We start from the raw sequence: 20753 nt of genomic DNA, 5'->3' as shown, positions 1-20753 counted from the left end.
AAGAGTTCGAGGTGTGGAATGGCATTCAAGGACGATTTCCGATCCGACACAGTCACGCGTCCCGAAGCGGACATGCGCGGCGTCATGGCTGCGGCGGAGGTGGGCGATGCGGTCTATGACGATTGCCCCTCCACCCATCGTCTGGAAACCGCTGCTGCCGAGCGCTTGGGCAAAGAAGCCGCGCTGTTCTTTCCGACAGGCACACAGTCCAATCTGGCCGGGCTGATGGCCCATTGCGGTCGCGGTGACGAATATATCGTCGGCCAGATGGCGCATACCTATCGCAACGAGGGAGGCGGTGCCGCGGTTCTGGGCTCGATCCAGCCGCAGCCGATTGCCAACGAAGCGGATGGATCGATCGCTTTGCCCGCCATTGAGGCCGCGATCAAGCCGGACGACTTCCATTATGCCCGCACGCGTCTTCTGGCACTGGAGAACACGTTCAACGGACTGGTTCTCTCCCAAACATATTTGGCAGACGCATCTGCGCTGGCACGCCGGCGCGGCCTTGCCGTCCATCTGGACGGCGCTCGCCTGTTCAATGCGGCGGTTGCGTCAAACTGCAGTGCTGACGCGATTGCCGGCCATTTCGATACGGTCTCGATCTGCCTGTCCAAGGGACTTGGTGCCCCGGTAGGCTCACTTCTCGTCGGGCCTCGGGATCTTGTCGAGCGAGCACGGCGGATCCGCAAGATGCTCGGAGGCGGCATGCGTCAGACCGGTGTTCTTGCCGCGGCGGGGCTTTATGCGCTCGACCACAATGTCTCCCGGCTGCGGGAGGATCATGCAAGAGCGATACGCTTGTCGGAGATCCTGTCCGCCTATCCGGAACTCGGCGCGGGGGCGGCACGCACCAATATGGTCTTCATGTCACCGCAGGGCATCGATATCGCGACCTTCATCGCCTTCATGGCAGAGCGCGGGATCGGCATCGGCGGCGGCTATGGGACAATTCGATGGGTGACACATCTGGATGTCGATGACGCATCAATCGAACGGGTTGCTGCGGCATGTGCCAGCTTTTTCGAAAGCCGGACGGTGGCACGGGCTTCGTAAATACCGAAAGGCGGTCGCGGCTATCTTTGGGTGAAAGCGGGCAAGAGATCTGGCCCGTTCAGTCCTGACCAACCTGTGCTGGCGTGATTGAGCCGCATCGTACCTCGATCGCATGCTGACGCATGCAGCCCGCACGGGACGATACCCCTTTGGCATCTTTTGCCGTCATCGATCTGCCATGGCCGAAAAACGGCGCCGGCAAGCATGACGATCTCGATGGCTTCTTCAGCCAGTCGTCACCTCGTGCTCAGCACGCTTTCAAACAACGGCGCCAAAGTCGGTGCACTGCCGGCTGCGAGATGATCGCCATCCTTGTAGAGCACCGTCTTTCCTTCCATCACCCGGCAGTGTTGGGCATCACACAATGTTCCCATCGGGTCGACGATCCAGGATCCCGTCTTATCGGCAACTCTGGAAAGAACGTCGCGGGCCAGCGCCTGTCGTTTTTGCGTATAGGCAAGATCGGGCGCAATCTCCAGCGAGTTCCCTGTCATATAGGCGCGGGCCAGTGCTTCGGGCACGCGGTAGCCTGCTTCCGGCACATCCATGATCAGCACTGGCTGGCTTCCCTGCTTTTTGAGCGTGGCGATGACATTGGTCAGGCCCGATACGATCGGCTTCGACCAATCGCTGAGATCCGGCGGGACGCGGGGGTCGAAAAAGACGCCCTGCTGCGGCAGCTCGCTGCGATGAACGTATTTTGGCCAGTAGGCGGCCATGAATACCAGAGGATAATGCTCGCGCTCGATGAGAGCCATGACCGCCTTCGTATGCTCCACGCACCGCTCGACGTTCTCGGCAGAACCGAACTGCGTATCGGGCAGCGGCGGACATGATCCGCGCCCGACGAATTTTCCGGTGATTCCGAGTTTCTTCGCAGCCAGGTCGAGTGCGGGCGCAATCGCTGCCGCGTGAGAATCGCCCCATAGCAGGAAGGCCGGCTTACCGCCTGGCACACCGATATCGCAAAGTTGATTGCTGTTGATCTGGTCGGGCGAAAGTCCCTTGCCGTTGCTGTCGGCGAAACATTTCGGGATATCGTAGGGGCTATGGTCGTAAGTCGCGCGATAGAGCCGGGCAGCCTCTGCCGGCAATCTGCCGGGCACGCCGTCGTCGTCCTTGACGATGGTTGTGAAGACACAGGCAATAGCAACAAAGCCGGCGCTGGAGCCGATAAGCACGGTGCGAGAGGCCGAGCGGAGCCGGCCGAAACGCACTGGCTGCTCGATATATTTCCAGGAGAGGAAGCCGACGACGACAGACAGGGCGACGACGAGCGCCTGCAAGCCGGGGGTAAGTGCCGTCTCGGTGCGATACTGGATGAGGACAATAATCGGCCAGTGCCAGAGATAAAGGGAATAAGAGATCTTCCCGAGAAAAACGGTAGGCCTGTTGGTCAGGATCACAGCGACCGGTCCCGAGCGGCTGTTTGCGGCAATCAACGCGGCCGCGCCGAGGCAGGGCAGAAGAGCGCTGAAACCGGGGAATGGCATGTCCGCTCGATAGAGGAAGATCGATGCGAGGATCGCGATCAGGCCGGCAGATCCGAGAAACGGGTCGGCTGCCCGTGCCTTTTCGGACCTTGGAAGAGCTGCAACGAGAGCGCCGAGCAGGAGTTCCCATATCCGGAAAGGCAAAAGATAAAAGGCTTTCTCCGGGTTCTCGTAGATTACCCAGGAGCTTGCGCCAAGTGAAATGAGGATGACGATAGCAAGCAGGGGAACTAGCCAGGTACGGGCAAACCGATGGACGAGGAAGAGTACAAGCGGGAAGCCGACATAGAACTGTTCTTCAACGGACAGTGACCATGTGTGCAAAAGCGGCTTCATCTCTGAAGCGATATCGAAATAGCCGCTTTCGTTGTAAAACCGCACATTGGCGATGAAAAGAACGGCCGCCCTAACGCTCGATGCGAAATATTCGAACTCCCGCGGCATCAGCACGATTGTGGCAACGACCGATGTCACCGTGATCATCGCAAATAGTGCGGGAAAGATCCTGCGCATGCGCCGGACATAGAAATCGAGAAAATTGAACTGTCCCCGATCAAGGTCGCGCAGGATAATCTTCGCCATGAAGAAGCCGGACAGGACGAAGAAAATGTCGACGCCGACAAAGCCACCGGAAAAGGCGGCTATACCAGCATGGAAAAACAGGACGGGAATTACGGCATAGGCCCTCAAGCCATCAAGGTCGGGTCGATAGTCCAGATGAGTGCCTGCCAAGAGAATGCTCGCCTTGCTTGTTTCGTCACCCGCCCCTGGAACTGCGCGGCTTAATGCGCGGTGCTCTCAATGGCAGGCAGCGTCTCTTGGGGGGTGTTCATGACAAATGCAAGGCACAATCATCTTGGTCATACATCATCACAGATCGTCATGGATCGACACATCCAATGGCTTCGACCGCACGAAGCAGTTTGCCAGTTGCTCAGAAGTGACCTAGGTAGATTACGCCGCGAAATGGTGGTCGCACACGAGGACATTTAAGCCAGCGAGAAATCGAAACCTATCGGGCTCAATGCCGAATCTCTATTTTCCACCATGTATTCAAACGACCAAAGACCAATCGCAGGAGTAACATGATGAACGACGCACATGTTTTCATCGGATTCGACAGCAAGGAAGTGGCTGCCTACCACGTGTTCTGCCAGAGTATTCTGGAAAAGAGCTCGATGCCGGTGACGTTCACGCCGATCAACCTCGCAAACCTTGGAGGCATCTTCACGCGCGAGCGCAACTCGCTCCAGTCGACCGAGTTTTCCTTCTCCCGGTTCCTCGTGCCCTATATGAGCGGGTATGAGGGCTGGTCTCTGTTTGCCGATTGCGACATGATCATGCGCAGCGATATCGCCAAGCTGTGGGAACTGCGCGACGATCGCTATGCCGCCATGTGCGTCAAGCACAATTACGTACCGAAGGTCGAGACCAAATTTCTTGGCCAGGTGCAGACCAAGTACGAGAAAAAGAACTGGTCGAGCGTCATCCTGTTCAACAACGCCAAATGCCGCAAACTTGATCTCGATTACGTCAATTCGGCCTCCGGTCTGGAATTGCACCAGTTCAAGTGGCTGGAATCCGAGGATCTGATCGGCGAGCTGCCGCAGAGCTGGAATTGGCTGGTCAACGAATACGAATATTCTCCCGATGCCGACCTGGTGCATTTCACCGATGGCGGACCGTATTTCGACGAATACAAGAACGATGACTATGCCGACGAATGGTTTGCCACCCGTGATCGCATGCTGCACGTCACCCAGCGTACCGGCTGAAATCGCGTCTTTGTGAGCAAAGTGAAGAGCGGCGCCGGGTCATCCTGGCGCCGCGTTTTATCGACATATCGAAGCTCAGGACGGGAGCGATCCCGTCCATAGCGGAATACCAAGGCGCACTGAGACGTCGGGATCGGCGGTAAACAGCGGTCGTCCGTCTCGGACAAGCCTCTCGATGAGCAGACGGTCCATGTCGACATGATGCCGTTTCAAGCCGACGCCATTATAGATATGGCCTGCCGAATTCGGATTTATCCCGCAGATGATGACCGCCGGGGCACCATGATAGAGCGCGAAAAGAACGGCATTCATGCCATTCGAGCACTTGGAGTCGGCATCGAGTTCGAGTGAGGCGAGGCCCGCCACCTTGTCGAGAAGCGCCATTCGCTGATAGCGATCGACGATCGTCAGCTCATCATAGTTGTAGTCGAAGGCTTTCAGGCCATTGCGCAGCCGGTCGATCTCGTTTCGGCGCCAAAGCAGCACATAAAGCGATTTCGTACGCGTGCCGGACAGGACCCGGCGGACTTCCTGCGCATTGGTCGTCGTTCCCTCAACCTGATTGAACATCATGAAGGTGAGATCGGGGACGGAAATACCCCATTTCGACGCCACGGATTGGGAGCCGTTGACGGTGAAGATCGTATAGGTTTCGTCAAGGCCGACGGGCTTGTCAGACTTCGGGGCCGAGCCGACGACGACGACTGGTCCCGAGAACCTGCCGTTGAACGGTGGCGGCGCCGGCCGCAGGAGGCGGTATTTCAGCTTCCTGTAGAACCCTGTCTTGATATCTTTCAGTTGCGCCCTGATGCCCTTGGATTGGCTCTGCTGCAAAGGCATTCCCCTTACTTTTTCTTCTTCCTTAGAAACCCAGGCCTCAGCCCACGCAGGAAGTTGTCGAACGAGCGCAGGACATTGGTGAGCGAAATCAGCTTGTCCACCTGCGCTTCGGTTGCATTCTGCCGCGCAGACAACACATCGGCAATAGTAGAGGATATGGCCGACACAGGAAACTCGGGGAAACGCTGCAGCAGCGTCTCATAGCTGTTCTTCGCCATCGAGCCGTGAAAGACGATATTGCCCTGCCTGGCAAGGAGCTTCAGGAATACCTGCTCGAACGTCCAGTCGTGGGCCGAGACGACACGCCATTTGTCGCTGCGCTGACCGGTAAATCCGGCCAGTATGATCTGAGGCTGGATCTTCTGTTCCGCAAGCCAGAGGGCAATCGCAAAGCCGCTCGTCGGCAGTTTTCCTTCCGGGTAGAACTCGTTGCAATAGCCCACCAGATCCAGATGGCCGGTCGGCGCATCGAGATAGTCGGAACTTTCATTGAGCCTTTCGGTCTCACTCAGCCGCATGTTGAGCACGCCCAGGAAATTGTCCTGCGAGAAAAGCCGCAGAACCTCCGCAACCTCGTTGCGATAAACGATGTTGGCACCCTTGGGCTGCCCCCTCGAGATCAACAGGGCACGGCCGGAAAAAGGCTTGTCCAGAACCTTGTATACCTTGTTGAAGAAGACGAACAAGGCGGTGTCCGGATAGGTCGACTGGAGGTCATCGATCCTTATCTGGTCGCTGTTTGCGACCAGAACGATATGCGAATAGCGGGAGAAGAAGTCAGACCATTCGCTTTGTTCACGAAGGCCGGAGACACTGGGCGGTACGAGCATGTTCATTGCGTAATCGTCCTACGCTAGGGAGGCACTGTTGCCCTTCTTTTCCTCTTCTTTCCGCGCCATTTCAATATTGACGAAGTACAAATTTCCAACCGAGCTGGCAGACGCCGCGAACGGGAGCACTCTCGCGACGAGGTGAAGCAGTGACGTTTGATCTTCGTCTGTCAGATCGAGGCGGTTTCGCTCGGTACGAGCCGGCGAAAACGGCTGGCATGGAAAACCAGTGGAGCCTGGCAGGGATCGGCCTTCGCCGCTTCGACCCGCAGGATTGCAATCTCGTGATCACCGGCGACCAGCCGATGATGCAGGCTGCACTCGAGCCAGGCCACCGATCCGTCGATGAAGATGGCTCCCGATTCGGATGCCGTCCAGTCGAGGCCGGCAAAGCGATCGCCGGTTTTCTGCGACAGCTGCCGACAGGCGTGCTCCTGATCTTCGCCGAGGACGCTCAGACCGAAGGTCTCAATTCCTTCGAACGAAGCCCAGGTTGCCGAGGTGGATTGCAGCGACACAGAGACCAGCGGCGGGTCGATCGAAATCGATGTGAACGAACTGAGCGCAAGACCCAGTGGCTTGCCGTCGCGCAGGGCGCAGAGCGCGGTAACGCCCGTCGGAAAACAGGAATAGAGCTGCCTGAGGACTTTCGGTGCGTCGGCGTTCGGGGAGATTTTTTCCAATTCAGGTCTCTTTCGATGCGGCGTTGAACGACTGCCGGGCTTTGCCGGTGTGGCAGTCGGCAATCGTTCAATGCGGTGGGGTCGGTCTCGATGGGTGTTTGCCGGGCTCAGCTCACGGCGTAGCTTCGCGAACGGACATCGCCCTGTGCAGGCTCTGCCAGGCCGAGGTTTTGGCGAAGCGTGCCGCCATCATATTCCGTGCGGACGAGGTTGCGCTTGCGCAGTTCCGGCAGGATCAGCTCCAGGAAGCTGTCTAGGCTGACGGGCATTGCCGGCGGGCAGATGTTGAAACCGTCGGCGGCGTCGTTCTCGAACCATTCCTGCATGCTGTCGACGACTTCCTCGGCGGTGCCGATGATGTGGCGCTGCGAGTTTGCGCTTGCCGCGAGCTGGTAGAGCTGGCGAATGGTCAGGTTTTTCGCCTGCGCCTCGTTGTAGAGGTTTTCTGCCATGGAGCGGATTTTGGGATTGTTCGGCGCAGGGACTGGACCATCGAGATCGTGGTCGCTCAAATCGCCGAAATACTGCCCGAGAATGCCGAGGCCGATCAGCGGATCGATGAGTTCCTGAAGCTGGTCGAACTGCGCCTGCGCTTCTGCCTTGGTGCGGCCGGTATAGATGGTGATACCGGGCATCACCAGCAACTGGCTGGGATCGCGACCGTGGGCGGCCGCGCGGTTCTTCATGTCGAGATAATATTCCTGCGCGCTGTCGAGCGTCAGCGCGTTGGAATAAAGAACGTCGGCTACGCGCGCGCCAAGTTCTCGCCCGGCTTCGGATGCTCCGGCCTGGTAGATGATCGGGCGCCCCTGCGGGCTGCGGGCCGAGGTCAGCGGTCCGCGAACCTTGAAATACTTTCCGACGTGATCAAGCACATGAAGCTTCGATTCGTCGTAGAAGAGGCCGCTTTCCTTGTTGCGCAGAAACGCGTCCTCGTCCCAGCTGTCCCAAAGGCCGGTCACGACGTCAACGAATTCATGGGCCATCTCATAGCGCTCGTCATAGCCCAGATGTTCGTCGCGATTAAAATTCCAGGCTTCCTGCTCCGACCAGGAGGTGACGACGTTCCATCCGGTCCGGCCGCCTGAAATATGATCCAGCGAGGCGTATTTTCGTGCAACGTGATAGGGCGCGTTGTAGCTGGTGGAAGCCGTTGCCACGAGGCCGATATGGCTGGTGTGACTTGCAATCGCCGACAGCAGCGTCAGCGGCTCAAGCTCCACATTCTTCATGTCGCGCGCGAGGACGCCCTTGGGATTGTCCGATCCCCGCACAGCCAGGCCGTCGGCGAAGAAGATCGTGTCGAACTTGGCGGCTTCCGCCTGCTTTGCGCTCTTGAGGAAAAACTGGAACTGGGTTGCGCCGTCCGCGGGAACGCCGGGCAGCCGCCATGCCGCACTATGATAGCCGAGATAACGCAGCGAAAGGCCGAGTTTCATCTTGCGAGATGAAGTCATACTATTGATTCCTTAGATGTTTTTTTGTCTAGCGGTCGGAGCCGCCAAGAAGGATGCGGTCGAGGCGGAAAAACTTGTCGACGACCACCAATGCGACGATCGTCACAGCGATCACGCAGGCTGAAACCGAGGTGATCAGCGGATCGACGCTGTCCTGGATGTAGGCGAACATCCGCACCGGCAGCGTTTCGGTTCCCGGAGTGGCAATGAAGAAGGTCATCGTCACTTCGTCGAAGGATTGAATGAAGGAGAGCATCCAGCCGGAAATCATCCCCGGAAGGATGAGCGGCAGGACGACCCGGCGGAGAACCTGGAACTTGGTCGCGCCAAGTGAAACCGCCGCATGTTCCACCCGTGAGTCGAGCCCGTTGACGGAGGCGAGCGTCAGACGCATGGCGAAGGGGAAGACGATGATCATGTGCGCCAGGACGAGGCCGACCGTTGTTCCCGCGAGGCCGATCTGATTGAAGAACCGCAGGAAGGCGACGCCGAGGACGACCTGCGGGATCATCAGCGGAGACATGAAGATCGAGGTCAGCGTATCCCGGCCGATGAACCGGTAGCGGGCGATGCCGAGTGCTGCCGGCACGGCAAAAAGCATCACCACGGTCGAAGAGATCGTACCGAGAAACAGGCTCGTGCGGGCCGCCCTCATGAATTCCGGGTAGTTGCCGATCTCGCGGAACCAGCGCAGCGAGAAGCTCGTCGTGGGGAAGCTGAGATAGGCCTCCGGCGTGAAGGCGACGACGCAGACCACCACGATGGGAGCGAGCATGAAAGTCACGAAGCAGAGATGGAAGGCGATTGCGAGCCAACTGTTCTTGCGCGTCATCGGAAAGCCTCCGGAAAGCGTTTTTCGATCAGGCTGTTGGAACCGACGATGATGGCCGTCAGCGCGCAGAGAAGGATCACGGCGATAACGGCGCCGAGCGGCCAGTTGAGCGTGTTGGTGAATTCGTCATAGATCGCCGTCGAAACAACCTTGAGACGGCGTCCGCCGATGATGGCGGGCGTGGCAAACGAGCTTGCCGCCATCGCAAAGACCATGATCGCACCGGAGAGTATGCCCGGCATGATCTGCGGCAGGATGACCCGCCGCATCACCGTCCAGGGTGCTGCGCCGAGCGAAGCCGCGGCATCGGCGATCTGCGGGTTCAATCGCTGGAGGGCGGCAGACACCGAGAGAACCATGAACGGCATCAGCACATGGGCGAGCGATATGATCGTTCCCCATGGCGTGAACATGAAGGGGATCGGACCGGAAATCAGCCCCAGTCCCATCAGCGCCTTGTTGACCACGCCGTTGGCACCGCCGAACAGCAAGGTCCAGCCGAGCGTGCGTGCCACCACGGATACCAGCAATGGTCCGAGGATCACCAGCAGGCAAAATCGCCGCCATTTGGCACTCATCTGGTTGACGATGATCGCCTCGGGCAGCCCGATCACCAACGTCATGGCGGTTGCCGCAGCCGCATACCAGAATGTGCGGCCGAAGATGTCGAGGTAATAGCTGTCGCTCAGGACAGAGACCCAGTTTTTGAAGGAGAAGCCTGGGACGATGCCTGCCGTTCCGTCCCAGCTGTAGAAGGTCAAAAGGAACGTCATCACCAAGGGCGCCATGACCACTCCCAGGAACAGGAGGGCTGCCGGTCCGACCCAAAGCCAGGCGCCTTGCGTATTGGGCGGGGAGGAGATCATGAGTTCGCTCCGTCCGGTGCAGTCTTTGCCGACTTCTCGCTCAGCGCGGAGAGATCGCGCGGATCGATTGCCAGATGCAGCAATTCTCCTTCGCGCGGGCATGGCGTGCCGGCATTGGGATGAATGATTTCGACTTCGCCGACTTCCGTTTCGATCGTGCAGAGCCAGAAGGCACCCTGAAAGCAGCGCCGCGTCACCCGGCCGGGAAGGCCGTGGTCGGCAATCAGCATCCTTTCCGGGCGTACATTGAGCGTGACGGGTCCAGCAGTACGGCTACCTGACCAGGGCAGCATCAGTTCTCCAAGCTTCAGGCTCGTGCCGCTGCTGCCGGCAATGATCTCGCCTTTCAGTGCAATGGTGCGACCCAGGAAGCGTGCGACAAATTCCGTTGCCGGCCGGTCATAGACGTCCTCGGGCCGGCCGATCTGTTCCACCCGTCCGTGATCCATCACGACGATCCGGTCAGACAGCGCCATCGCCTCACCCTGGTCGTGGGTGACGAGAATGGTCGTCGTGCCGAGACTGCGCTGAATACGCCGCAGCTCGGTCTGCATGTCTTCACGCAGCTTTGCGTCGAGATTGGAAAGCGGTTCGTCGAGAAGGAGAAGCGGCGGGTTGATGACCAGTGCGCGGGCGAGTGCCACGCGCTGCTGCTGACCGCCCGACATCTGGCGCGGATAGCGGGTGCCGAATGCGCCAAGCCCGACCAGTTCCAGAGCGTCCGCAACCTTCTTGCGGCGCTCTGCGGCCGGTACCTTGCGCAGTTCCAGACCGAAGGAGACATTTTCCTCGGCGGTCATATGTGGAAACAGGGCATAGGACTGGAAGACCACGCCGAGGCCGCGGCGATGGGCATCGAGAGCCGTGAGGTCGCGTCCCTGAAGAAGGATCTGGCCACGCGTAGGCTGGATGAAGCCTGCAATCATCTGCAGCGTCGTGGTCTTGCCGCAGCCCGAAGGACCGAGAAGCGAAATGAATTCCGCCTCTCCGACCTCGATATTGGTGTCGTGAACGGCCACGAAGTCCTGATAGTGTTTGGCGACGTTACGAATGCTCAGAAATGTCATGCCAAAGCCTTGTAGAGAGGAAAATCGGCCATCATGGCCCGGCTCTCGCCGGCAATTTGTGCTTCCAGCGGGCCAAGGTCGCCACCCGCCTGCGCCGCCTCGAGAAGCCGGTTGATGGCGCGGGCAATCATGATCATCTCGGCGGTTCCGAGACCGCGCGTCGTCGCTGCGGAGACACCGAAGCGGAGGCCGGATGTCATTGCAGGATCCGTGTCGTCGCCGGGAATTTCGCAGCGGTTGCAGGTGATGCCGGCGCGATCGAGCGCCTCGACCATCGGCTGGCCCTTGAGGCCGCGCTGGCGAAGGTCCGCGATCACGAGCGGCGTGTCTGTGCCGCCGGTCAGGACCGCCGTGCCACCGGCCTGGAGTTCCGATGCCAGCGCGCGTGCATTGGCGAGGACCGCCCGCCCATAGGCGGCGAAGCTCGGTCGCAGCGCTTCTCCGAGGCAGACAGCCTTGCCGGCGATGGCATGGAGAAGCGGACTTCCCTGGACACCGGGTGACGTCGCTTTTTCCAGCGCCTCGGCAATCTTCTCGTCATTGGTCAGGATGATGCCGCCGCGCGTGCCGCGCAGGGACTTGTAGGTCGTCGTCGTCACTATATCGCAATGCGGGAACGGATCGGCCGTGCAGCGGGCGACCACGAGGCCGGCGAAATGGGCGATGTCCGCCATCAGCAGAGCGCCCGAGAGATCGGCAATGGCACGCAGACGGGGATAGTCGATCTCGCGCGGATAGGCGGCACCGCCGGTGACGATCATCCGTGGCTGATGTTCGCGCGCCAGGGCTTCCAGCGCATCGTAATCGATCAGGCCGTTGCTATCGGTATGATAATAGACGGCTTTCGCCATGGAGCCGCTGAGATTGGCCGCGCCCCCGTGGCTGAAATGGCCGCCCTCGGCGCCGGAAAGCGACAGGACGGTCTGGTCGGGCCGGACAAGTGCGCGAAACACGGCGAGGTTTGCCTGAATGCCTGAATGCGGCTGCACGTTTGCAAAGCGCGAGCCGAAGGCCGCGCAGGCGCGTGACACCGCAAGACGTTCGAGTGCGTCTGCTTCATGCGCGCCGGCGTGGAAGCGGCGCCCTGGATAGCCGACGACGGTCTTGTTGCAGAACACCGATCCGAGCGCGTCGAGCACGGCGCGGCTGACGAAGTTTTCCGAAGCAATGAGTTCGATGGAATTGCGCTGACGTTCCATCTCGCTGTCGGCCAGCGCTGCGATCTCGGCGTCGGCTTCGTGCAGCGATGCGGTAAAATATTGCTCATCCATCCAGGCGGAATGGGAGGCGGATGTCTTGCTTTGGTCGGTCATTGTGTCCTGCTTGCAGTCAAAGGTCAGCGCGCAGCGGGAAAGGTGTCGATGTCACCTCTCCCGCTGTCCATTTGCGGAAATCAGCGTTCGACTTCACGCGTCCAGCGCTGGTTCCAGGCGCCGCGGTTCTTGTTGATGGTGACCCAGTCGACAGAAACGAGCTGGTTCACCTGGTCTTCGCCATAGGGCATTCCAACCTGATCTTCCGGTGCCAGCTTCGCGTTGCGGTTGACCGGGGCAAGGCCGGAAGCCTTGGCCATCTTGACCTGAATGTCGGGCTGCAGCAGGTAGTTGATGAAGGCCTCGGCCTCAGGCTTCTGGGCGCCGCCGGCAACCGGGCAGACGCCGGTGCCGATGACTGCGCCGCCTTCCTTCGGATAGACGAAGCCTGCCGGGAAGCCGGTATCGGCCAGCGCCTTGGCGCGGCTGGAACCCCAGACAGCGAGCACGGCCTGGCCGCTCTGCAGCAGTTCGGTCATCTTGCCCGGAGAAGGTTCGAAGGCCAGCACATTCGGTGCGATCTTGTCGGTGAAGGCCTTGAAGCCCGGATCGATATTGCTCTCGCTGCCGCCATTGGCCTTGGCGACCTGGACGAGCGTCAGCACGCCATAGGTATTGTTGAGCGGCGGAATGACGATCTTGCCGGCGAATTTCGGGTCGGAGAGGTCAGAGAGCGAAGTCGGGGCAGCCCAGCCGTTCTTCTTGAAGATATCCTTGTTGTAGACGAAACCGGAGCCAAGCAGGCCGTAAGCGACCGACTTTCCATCGGGGAACAGGGCGACCTTGTAGAGATCCTTCTTGAGATCGCCGAGCTCAAGATCCCGGCAGAAGCCGAGCGATACGGCCTGTGCCATCGGGCCATCGTCGATCATGGCGACGTCGATCTGCTGATTGCCGGCCTGTGCCTGGAGCTTGGCCAGAATGTCGGTCGAGTTGCCGGCGACGTATTCCATCCTCATCCCGGTCTTTTCCGAGAAAGACGGAAACACGGAATCGCGTAGTGCCTTTTCGACCGATCCGCCGGGTCCGGCGACAACCAGAACCTTGTCCTGTGCGAAGGCGCCGGTTGCCAGCAATGCCAGCGAGCAGCCGGCGATGAGCCGAGAGATGATTGATTTCATGAAGAACCCCTTTTGTTGGTTTTGCGTTTTGTCAATTAGAATAGAGACACCTGCCTCTGCATCAAATTGATTTTGTGGCCCAACCAATCAAGAAATGTTATGACCTCGGCATTCTTTTAATGGAGGCTTTTTGTGCATCTGCTCAATCAGAAACAGCTGATGGCTTTTCGCGCGGTGATGACGACCGGAGGCGTGGGAACGGGCGCCGAGATGCTGAATGTCACGCAGCCGGCCGTCAGCCGCCTTATCCGTGACCTCGAGGACCAGATCGGCGTGCCGCTTTTCGTGCGAAAGCGGGGCGATGTGCTGCGGCCCACCTCGGATGCGGCCACGCTGTTTCGCGATGTAGAGCGATATTTTCTGGGGTTGGAGCAGGTCGGGCACACCGTTGATGCCCTTCGAAAGCGGCGTGGAGGCCGGCTGAGGGTCGCGGCGCTGCCCGCACTCTATCTTTCGATCCTGCCCCGCTTCATCGGCGAATTCACCGCCTCACGGCCTGGCATCGATGTGCCGCTGATGGCCACGTCGTCCGAGACGATCGTCGATTGGGTGGCGACCGGGCGTGCAGATCTCGGTCTGGTCGATTGGCCGCTGGATCACCCCGGCCTGAAACGCAGTTCATTGCCCTCGATCGAGCCTGTTGCGGTCGTTCCCGAAAATCACCCGCTTGCTCAAAAGGATACGCTGGGACCTGCCGATTTCGCCAATGATCCGTTCGTTTCGATTGTCAGGGGCACCCAGTTGCGCGTCAATATCGATCGCTTTTTTCTCAATGCAGGTGTCGAGCGGGTTTTCGGCAATGAAGCCGATCTGTCGATGGCGGCCTGCTCCATGGTGGCAGCGGGTGGGGGGCTGTCGATCATCGACCCGATCACTGCCGTCCATTATTGGGAAGAGGGGGTCTGCTTCCGGCCGATTGAGCCGGCGATCGAACTGTCGTTTTCCGCCATTCATGCTGCGTCGCACAACGACGGACTGCTCGATGTTTTCCTCACCGAGTTCAGTGATGCCTTTTCGTTATATATCGAGCGTCTGCCACGCTTCTTCATGCGGCGTGCCCAACTGATGCGGGGCTGAGTTCGCATAATTGCGTGACGCCGAATCCTTTATAGGGCAGAGACGGTGGCCACCGGTTCGAGCCGGTTTCTTCCGTAATGGCAACCGATACGGGCCTTCGGCAAGCGAGACGCCGGCGGAGGCCCGTACAGATAACGGACTACGATCCGTGATGACTGAGGAAGTAGTCGATGCCTGCCTGAGCGCATTCGCTATCCTGTGCCGGCGTGCCGGAGCTGAGGCCTATCGAACCCACAACTTCGCCGTCGACAATCACCGGCAGGCCGCCGGCAACCACCATCAGCCGGCCGCCGATAGCCGAATTGATGCCATAGGCTGCGCTGCCGGGCTGGCTCGCCACGCCATAGCTTTCCGTCGTTCGCTTGGCACCTGCCGCCGTATAGGCCTTGTCCTGGGCTATGATCGAGCTGGTAATCTTTCCGCCGTCCATTCGCTCGAACGCGATCAACTGGCCGGACTCGTCACAGACGGCAATGCACATCGGCACGCCGATCTCGTCCGCTTTACGTGCCGCTCCTGCGATCAGAAGTCGGGCGTCCTCGAGGCTCAATCGTCGAATGGTCAACATGCAATGCTTCCTGCTAACTGCCAAGTTGGTGAAAAGTGATCCGACCCTATTGGTGACGCCTTATTTGCGTTAGATGCAAATATCGGCAATCACCTGTTCCTTTCTGGAAAAAATCACGATGAAAGACATGGATGACCTCGAGACGTTTGCTAAGGTGGTAGCCACGCGCAACATGTCTCTTGCAGCACTGTCACTGGGCGTGACGCCGGCTGTGGTGTCGAAGAGGATCAAGCGCCTTGAGAAAAGCCTTGGGGCAAGGCTGCTGCAGAGAACGACCCGGCAGATTGCGGTCACAGAGGCCGGACAGGGCTTTTATGATCGCGTCGTCAGCATCCTTGCCAGTATGGAAGAGGCGCAGGCCTATGCGTCCGGCCGCTCATCGGCAATTGTCGGCACCCTCAGGGTCACCGCGCCAACGTCGTTCGGGCGCATGCATGTAGCGCCGCATCTCTGCGGCTTCATGGCGGAATATCCGCATCTGTCGATCGATCTGGTGCTTTCCGATGCGCTGACAGACCTTGTCGCGGAAGGGTTCGACCTGGCGATCCGTATCGGGGACCTCAAGGATTCGGGCTTTGTTGCCCGTAAACTCTGCGGTGTCACCCGCGTGCTTTGCGCCTCCAGATCCTATATCGACACGCATGGCATGCCAGGCTCTCTCGATGACCTTGCGGATCACCAATGCCTGCCCGCTCATAATGGTGAGCCCTGGCGATTGGACGGTCCACAGGGGCCTTTGACCTATCGGCCGGAGGGCAAGCTCAAGACCAATTCCAGCGAGGTCATCCGCGAGGCCGTCATTTCCGGCCTCGGCATTGCCTTGCGATCCACCTGGGATATCGGCAAGGAGCTGTCAGATGGAAGCCTGGTTCGTGTTCTCCCGGATTACCAGGGGTCGAGGAATGTGACGATCTCTGCCGTTTTCCCCAGCCGGCAGTTTCTTCCGGCAAAAGTTCGGGTGTTCATCGAGCACCTGCATGGGGTCTTCGGCCCCCAACCCTATTGGGAGAGTGCTGCAGACAACTGACTGTGCCGATTATTTCCATTTCGGAACGAGTGATATCCTTTTGTGCCCGTTGAGTTGGAGCCGTCCAGGATGGATTCTGTAAAAAAATCCTTTGGAGGTCATCATGGCGCGCGTTGAAGAAAACGGTCTTCAGATATCAGATTTTCTTTACCGGTTTTTGGTTGACGAGGCGCTTCCTGGTACGGGGGTCGATGCGTCTGCGTTTTTTGCGGGCTTTTCGGGTATCGTGCATGATCTTGCCCCGAAGAACCGCGCGCTGCTGGCAAAACGTGATGCCTTCCAGGAGACGCTCGACGACTGGTATCGGCAGAACGGCGCGCCGAGCGATCTGGTCGCTTATGAGGCCTTTTTGCGTGAGATCGGCTACCTGCTTCCCGAGGGTGAGGACTTCAAGGTCTCGACCGAAAATGTCGATCCGGAGATTGCCCAGATCGCCGGACCGCAGCTGGTCGTGCCGGTGATGAATGCCCGCTATGCGCTGAATGCCACCAATGCCCGCTGGGGCTCGCTCTACGATGCGCTCTACGGCACCGATGCGATCCCCGAGACCGATGGCGCCGAGAAGGGTAAAGCCTACAATCCTGTCCGCGGCGCCAGGGTCATCGCCTGGGTGCGCGACTTCCTCGATCAGTCGGCACCGCTTGCCGGCGGGCGCTGGAAGGACGTGGCCGCACTTCGCATCGACAATGCCGCACTCTTCGTGACGATGGCGGATGGCGCGGTAACCGGGCTTGTCGATCCCTCGCAATTTGCCGGCTATCTCGGAGAGGCCGCCGCACCGAAGCAGGTGCTTCTGACGAAGAACAGGCTGCATGTCGAGATCGTCATCGACAGGACGACCGAGATCGGCAGCACCGATGCGGCCGGCATTGCCGATGTCAGGGCCGAATCGGCGATCACCACGATCATGGACTGCGAGGATTCGGTGGCCGCGGTGGATGCGAAGGATAAGGTCACCGTCTACCGCAACTGGCTCGGCCTGATGAAGGGCGACCTGACGGAAGAGGTGTCGAAGGGAGACAGGAGCTTCACCCGCAGGCTCAATCCCGATCTGAACTACATGGCCCCCGACGGTTCGTCCTTCAAGCTCAAGTGCCGCTCGCTGATGCTGGTGCGCAATGTCGGTCACCTGATGACCAATCCGGCCATTCTCGATCGCGACGGAAACGAAGTACCTGAAGGCATCATGGATGCGATGGTGACGGCGCTGATCGCCATCCACGATATCGGCCGCCCCGCAGGTCCGGCCGGCCGGCGCCAGAATTCCGCGACCGGTTCGATCTACGTGGTCAAGCCGAAGATGCATGGGCCGGAAGAGGTCGCCTTCGCCGCCGAGATCTTCTCGCGCGTTGAACAGGTCCTCGGCCTGTCGAGACATGCGATGAAGATGGGCATCATGGACGAGGAGCGCCGCACGACGGTGAACCTCAAGGAAGCGATCCGTGCGGCTAGTGATCGTGTTGTCTTCATCAATACCGGCTTCCTCGACCGCACCGGCGACGAGATCCACACTTCGATGGAAGCCGGGCCGATGATCCGCAAGGGGGACATGAAGCAGGCCCCGTGGATTGCGGCCTATGAGAACTGGAATGTCGATATCGGGCTGGAATGCGGCCTGTCTGGCCATGCGCAGATCGGCAAGGGCATGTGGGCGATGCCGGACCTGATGGCGGCGATGCTGGAACAGAAGATCGGCCATCCGAAGGCGGGTGCCAACACCGCCTGGGTTCCGTCTCCGACGGCGGCCACGCTGCATGCCACCCATTATCACAGGATAGACGTGGCTGCCGTGCAGCAGAGCCTGAAGAGCCGCGGCCGGGCAAAACTCTCCGACATTCTCTCGGTGCCGGTGGCATCACGGCCGAACTGGACGGCGGAGGAGATCGGCCGCGAACTCGACAACAATGCACAGGGCATACTCGGCTATGTGGTGCGCTGGGTCGACCAGGGCGTCGGCTGCTCCAAGGTGCCGGACATCAACAATGTCGGGCTGATGGAGGACCGGGCCACCCTGCGCATCTCGGCGCAGCACATGGCCAACTGGCTGCACCACAAGGTGGTCACGCAAGATCAGATCGTCGAGACGATGAAGCGCATGGCGAGCGTGGTGGATGGCCAAAATGCCGGCGATCCGCTCTACCGTCCGATGGCTGGCAACTTCGACAGCTCGATCGCCTTCCAGGCCGCCCTCGACCTGGTGCTCAAGGGCCGCGAGCAGCCCAATGGCTATACCGAACCCGTCCTCCACCGCCGCAGGATCGAACTCAAGGCGAGGGTCAACTGAGGCGGGAGATCGCAGGGCCTCCTATGGCGCAAGAACCTCAAGATGCCACAGGTCCGCCGAAGCCGATGACGACGCCTTACTGATGGGCGGGACAAGGTTCGGCGACGTCGTGATGATCAACATGTCGTTACAATGTGAAACTGCGCGGGCATTTGTTCGCCTTGCGTTCCGAATCTGCGGCAAAACAACTCGTTTCGCGTTGTATCTGCTACTAAAGTATGATTTGGTCGCAACGTTAGTGCGCAAATGATATTGCGCGCGACGACAACACCGATCAACTACCCCATATGCTTCGGATGGTTTCCGCGAAGGATATGCTCGCCAGATAGCCGCCACATCCCACATGGCGCGATACGAACACACTATGGCAGATCAAGTCCCACAGGGCGCCCGGCATTATGTCGCACCAGTTCATGGATGCGGCACCCAGCAGGCGCTTTCAAGAACGCTCGTCCATCAGGCGATCGTTCCGCAAAGGTTTTCAATTTTGCTGAAAACTCGAAGGATCGAGGTGATCCATCACCCCGGTCGCGCTGGCCCGTTCTGATCGCACCCTTCGTGATCTCTTTCCGGCCCCCTGTTTTCATTGAACGGGTCCAAATCACTATTTCTGCTGCCGCGTGAAGATCGACGGCAGGAAAACAGTTAATCCTCCCTCAAGAAAGACCACCATGTATAATGAAGCCCTAGATTATATGGCCCAGACTGGCGCCACGAAAGCCACACTCGCCCGCACCCGGCTCCTCGCATTTCTTGTCGGCGGCGCGATGGCCGGCGCCTATATCGGCTTTGGTGACATCATCATGTTCACCGCCGGCGCTCACGCAGATCCTGCATGGTCCCACCTCATCATGGGTGCTGTCTTCTCAGCGGCCCTGACCATCGTTGTCTTTGCCGGCGCAGAGTTGTTCACCGGCATGGCCATGTATATGCCGATTGCAGTTATGGCCAAGAAGGCGACGATCGGAGATCTCGTCCGGGTATGGGTGACGGGCTGGGTTGGCAATTTGATCGGCGCCTTCGTTTTGGCAGTACTTCTGCATGCTGCCGGCGGCGGCGTATTGCTCGGAGATGGCAGCCAGCAGTTTTTCGCGATCGTACAGGCCAAGATGTCTGCCCCGGCAGGTCAGCTTCTGGCCCGCGGGATACTCTGCAACTGGCTGGTCTGCCTGGCCATCTGGATGAGCAGCAGGACCTCTGACGCGACTGCCCGCATCATGTTGATCTTCTGGCCGATCACCATTTTCGTTGCCGCAGGTTTCGAGCACTCGGTTGCCAACATGTTTGCATTCTGCATGGCATTGGTCGGCGACCACCCGGAAGGAATCACCATTGCCGGCGCAGCAAAGAATCTGTTCTTCGTGACGGTCGGCAATATCATCGGCGGCGGCGTATTCATCGCCTGCGGTTACTGGCTGCAGGGCAACAACAAAGCTGCCGATGCTAAACAGCAATCGGCTGGCACTCACGCTCCGGCCGAATGAACCAGTTGTCGATACTGACGTGCCTCATCCTGCAACAAGGCTGATTGCACGTCAGCATCTCCTATAGTGAAGCCGGACGGGAAGGTCTTTTACCCGACACCTGCCTTGAGTATCTGGCTGCTGGCAGTGTGAAATCTGAAGGCCGCGTATGGAATTCCTGCGTGTCCCGGCCTCCTGCTAGTCCCCGTTGGTCTGCTGCACGACATAATCGATCTGGAACTCCTCCAGATAGAAGGATTCGCCGCAAACCAACGGGCGGCGATCGATCGAAAACAGCACGTAGTCGCGGATCAGGAGAGGGCTTCCGGGCTTGATGTCCAGATACCGCGCGATTTCCCCATAAGCGAGGCCGGCACGGATACGGCCTTCCACCCGGTGGACTGCAAGCCTGAAGCGCTCGTCCAGAATCCGGTGGATCGACATCGACTGCAGCATGTCGACGGTGACGAGCCGACCGAGTTCGGCCGAGAAGACGCGGCGCTCGACGCTGACCTTCTTGCCGCCGACGAGACGCAGGCGGTCGAGGGCATGCACCAAGTCGCCGGCATTGAGATGAAGGGTCTCCATCTCGGTATCTGTCGGTTCCCGTTCGGAGATGCCGATCAGCACATAGCCGATCGCCGCCCCCTTGGCCGCAAGCTGTTCCTCGAAGGAACGCACGCGCGACAATTCGATCGGTGCACTCAGCGAACGAGGGGCAACATAGGAGCCGCTTCCGGCGCGACGGATGATGACGCCTTCGAAGACGAGTTGCTGCAGCGCCTTCGCCACCGTCGAGCGCGTCGTGGCGAAATCGCGGGCAAGTTCGGGTTCCGAGGGAATGCGATCGCCGGCACCCAGGCGACCTGCGGCGATCTCGTCTCGCAGGTGCTGTTCTATGCGGGCATAGATCGGCATAAATTCGCTCGGCGGCATATTGACCTCGTCCCGGAAAGCTGCATAGTCAACTAGTCATGGATTGATAATACTGTATAGACAGG

General features: G+C 59.5%; 18 protein-coding genes. 6 read left to right on the top strand and 12 right to left on the bottom strand.

Features of this window, described 5'->3' with window-relative positions; all coding sequences use genetic code 11:
• Positions 1-18: 18 nt before the first annotated feature.
• A complete protein-coding gene (ltaE, locus tag NCHU2750_RS25890; RefSeq protein ID WP_119944662.1) occupies positions 19-1056 on the top strand; it encodes a low-specificity L-threonine aldolase in 1038 nt (345 codons plus the stop codon).
• A gap of 236 nt (positions 1057-1292) precedes the next feature.
• Here the strand turns inward: ltaE and NCHU2750_RS25885 are convergent, their stop codons facing one another.
• The gene (locus tag NCHU2750_RS25885; protein WP_245480499.1) at positions 1293-3281 is read right to left on the bottom strand and encodes an acyltransferase family protein; all 1989 of its coding nucleotides are present in this window, start codon (positions 3279-3281) and stop codon (positions 1293-1295) included.
• 356 nt (positions 3282-3637) lie between these two features.
• Here NCHU2750_RS25885 and NCHU2750_RS25880 point away from each other — a divergent pair, with 356 nt between their 5' ends.
• Positions 3638-4324, top strand: a complete 687-nt coding sequence (locus tag NCHU2750_RS25880; protein ID WP_162939805.1) for a glycosyltransferase family protein — start codon at positions 3638-3640, stop codon at positions 4322-4324.
• Between the two features lie 75 nt (positions 4325-4399).
• On the opposite strand, the gene NCHU2750_RS25875 is transcribed toward NCHU2750_RS25880, so the two are convergent.
• The 9 genes from NCHU2750_RS25875 to NCHU2750_RS25835 all read right to left on the bottom strand — a co-directional run bounded on the left by NCHU2750_RS25875 (position 4400) and on the right by NCHU2750_RS25835 (position 13333).
• The gene (locus NCHU2750_RS25875; RefSeq protein WP_119944740.1) at positions 4400-5134 is read right to left on the bottom strand and encodes a membrane-anchored protein; all 735 of its coding nucleotides are present in this window, start codon (positions 5132-5134) and stop codon (positions 4400-4402) included.
• A gap of 35 nt (positions 5135-5169) precedes the next feature.
• The gene (locus tag NCHU2750_RS25870; protein ID WP_119944659.1) at positions 5170-6000 is read right to left on the bottom strand and encodes a 3-deoxy-manno-octulosonate cytidylyltransferase; all 831 of its coding nucleotides are present in this window, start codon (positions 5998-6000) and stop codon (positions 5170-5172) included.
• 164 nt (positions 6001-6164) lie between these two features.
• Positions 6165-6677, bottom strand: coding sequence for a flavin reductase family protein (locus tag NCHU2750_RS25865; protein WP_119944658.1), 513 nt, complete (start codon positions 6675-6677; stop codon positions 6165-6167).
• A gap of 107 nt (positions 6678-6784) precedes the next feature.
• Positions 6785-8134 carry an LLM class flavin-dependent oxidoreductase gene (locus NCHU2750_RS25860; RefSeq protein WP_119944657.1) on the bottom strand — a complete coding sequence of 450 codons (1350 nt, stop codon included), beginning with the start codon at positions 8132-8134 and terminating at the stop codon, positions 6785-6787.
• Between the two features lie 28 nt (positions 8135-8162).
• On the bottom strand, positions 8163-8966 hold the full coding sequence (locus NCHU2750_RS25855; protein WP_119944656.1) for an ABC transporter permease: 804 nt from the start codon (positions 8964-8966) through the stop codon (positions 8163-8165).
• A complete protein-coding gene (locus NCHU2750_RS25850; protein ID WP_119944655.1) occupies positions 8963-9832 on the bottom strand; it encodes an ABC transporter permease in 870 nt (289 codons plus the stop codon). The genes NCHU2750_RS25855 and NCHU2750_RS25850 overlap by 4 nt, the downstream gene beginning before the upstream one ends.
• Positions 9829-10899, bottom strand: coding sequence for an ABC transporter ATP-binding protein (locus NCHU2750_RS25845; protein WP_119944654.1), 1071 nt, complete (start codon positions 10897-10899; stop codon positions 9829-9831). Before NCHU2750_RS25845 ends, NCHU2750_RS25850 begins: the two co-directional genes overlap by 4 nt.
• A complete protein-coding gene (gene glyA, locus NCHU2750_RS25840; RefSeq protein ID WP_119944653.1) occupies positions 10896-12212 on the bottom strand; it encodes a serine hydroxymethyltransferase in 1317 nt (438 codons plus the stop codon). Before glyA ends, NCHU2750_RS25845 begins: the two co-directional genes overlap by 4 nt.
• Positions 12213-12292: 80 nt before the next feature.
• Positions 12293-13333 carry an ABC transporter substrate-binding protein gene (locus tag NCHU2750_RS25835; protein ID WP_119944652.1) on the bottom strand — a complete coding sequence of 347 codons (1041 nt, stop codon included), beginning with the start codon at positions 13331-13333 and terminating at the stop codon, positions 12293-12295.
• A 132-nt stretch (positions 13334-13465) separates the two neighbouring features.
• Between NCHU2750_RS25835 and NCHU2750_RS25830 the strand changes: the two genes are divergently transcribed.
• On the top strand, positions 13466-14410 hold the full coding sequence (locus tag NCHU2750_RS25830; RefSeq protein WP_119944651.1) for a LysR family transcriptional regulator: 945 nt from the start codon (positions 13466-13468) through the stop codon (positions 14408-14410).
• A gap of 139 nt (positions 14411-14549) precedes the next feature.
• Here the strand turns inward: NCHU2750_RS25830 and NCHU2750_RS25825 are convergent, their stop codons facing one another.
• A complete protein-coding gene (locus NCHU2750_RS25825; protein ID WP_119944650.1) occupies positions 14550-14978 on the bottom strand; it encodes a GlcG/HbpS family heme-binding protein in 429 nt (142 codons plus the stop codon).
• 118 nt (positions 14979-15096) lie between these two features.
• Here NCHU2750_RS25825 and NCHU2750_RS25820 point away from each other — a divergent pair, with 118 nt between their 5' ends.
• The 3 genes from NCHU2750_RS25820 to NCHU2750_RS25810 all read left to right on the top strand — a co-directional run bounded on the left by NCHU2750_RS25820 (position 15097) and on the right by NCHU2750_RS25810 (position 19773).
• A complete protein-coding gene (locus NCHU2750_RS25820) occupies positions 15097-16005 on the top strand; it encodes a LysR family transcriptional regulator (RefSeq protein ID WP_119944649.1) in 909 nt (302 codons plus the stop codon).
• Between the two features lie 103 nt (positions 16006-16108).
• Complete coding sequence (locus NCHU2750_RS25815; RefSeq protein WP_119944648.1) at positions 16109-18289, top strand: malate synthase G; 2181 nt, start codon at positions 16109-16111, stop codon at positions 18287-18289.
• Between the two features lie 671 nt (positions 18290-18960).
• Positions 18961-19773 carry a formate/nitrite transporter family protein gene (locus tag NCHU2750_RS25810; RefSeq protein ID WP_119944647.1) on the top strand — a complete coding sequence of 271 codons (813 nt, stop codon included), beginning with the start codon at positions 18961-18963 and terminating at the stop codon, positions 19771-19773.
• A 177-nt stretch (positions 19774-19950) separates the two neighbouring features.
• On the opposite strand, the gene NCHU2750_RS25805 is transcribed toward NCHU2750_RS25810, so the two are convergent.
• The gene (locus tag NCHU2750_RS25805; RefSeq protein WP_119944646.1) at positions 19951-20688 is read right to left on the bottom strand and encodes a GntR family transcriptional regulator; all 738 of its coding nucleotides are present in this window, start codon (positions 20686-20688) and stop codon (positions 19951-19953) included.
• Between the last annotated feature and the right edge of the window lie 65 nt (positions 20689-20753).

It is taken from the genome of Neorhizobium sp. NCHU2750, assembly GCF_003597675.1.
In the GTDB taxonomy this organism is placed as follows: domain Bacteria; phylum Pseudomonadota; class Alphaproteobacteria; order Rhizobiales; family Rhizobiaceae; genus Neorhizobium.
The sequence above is the reverse complement of the archived record's forward strand: the minus strand, read 5'-3'. Positions and strand labels throughout refer to the sequence as shown.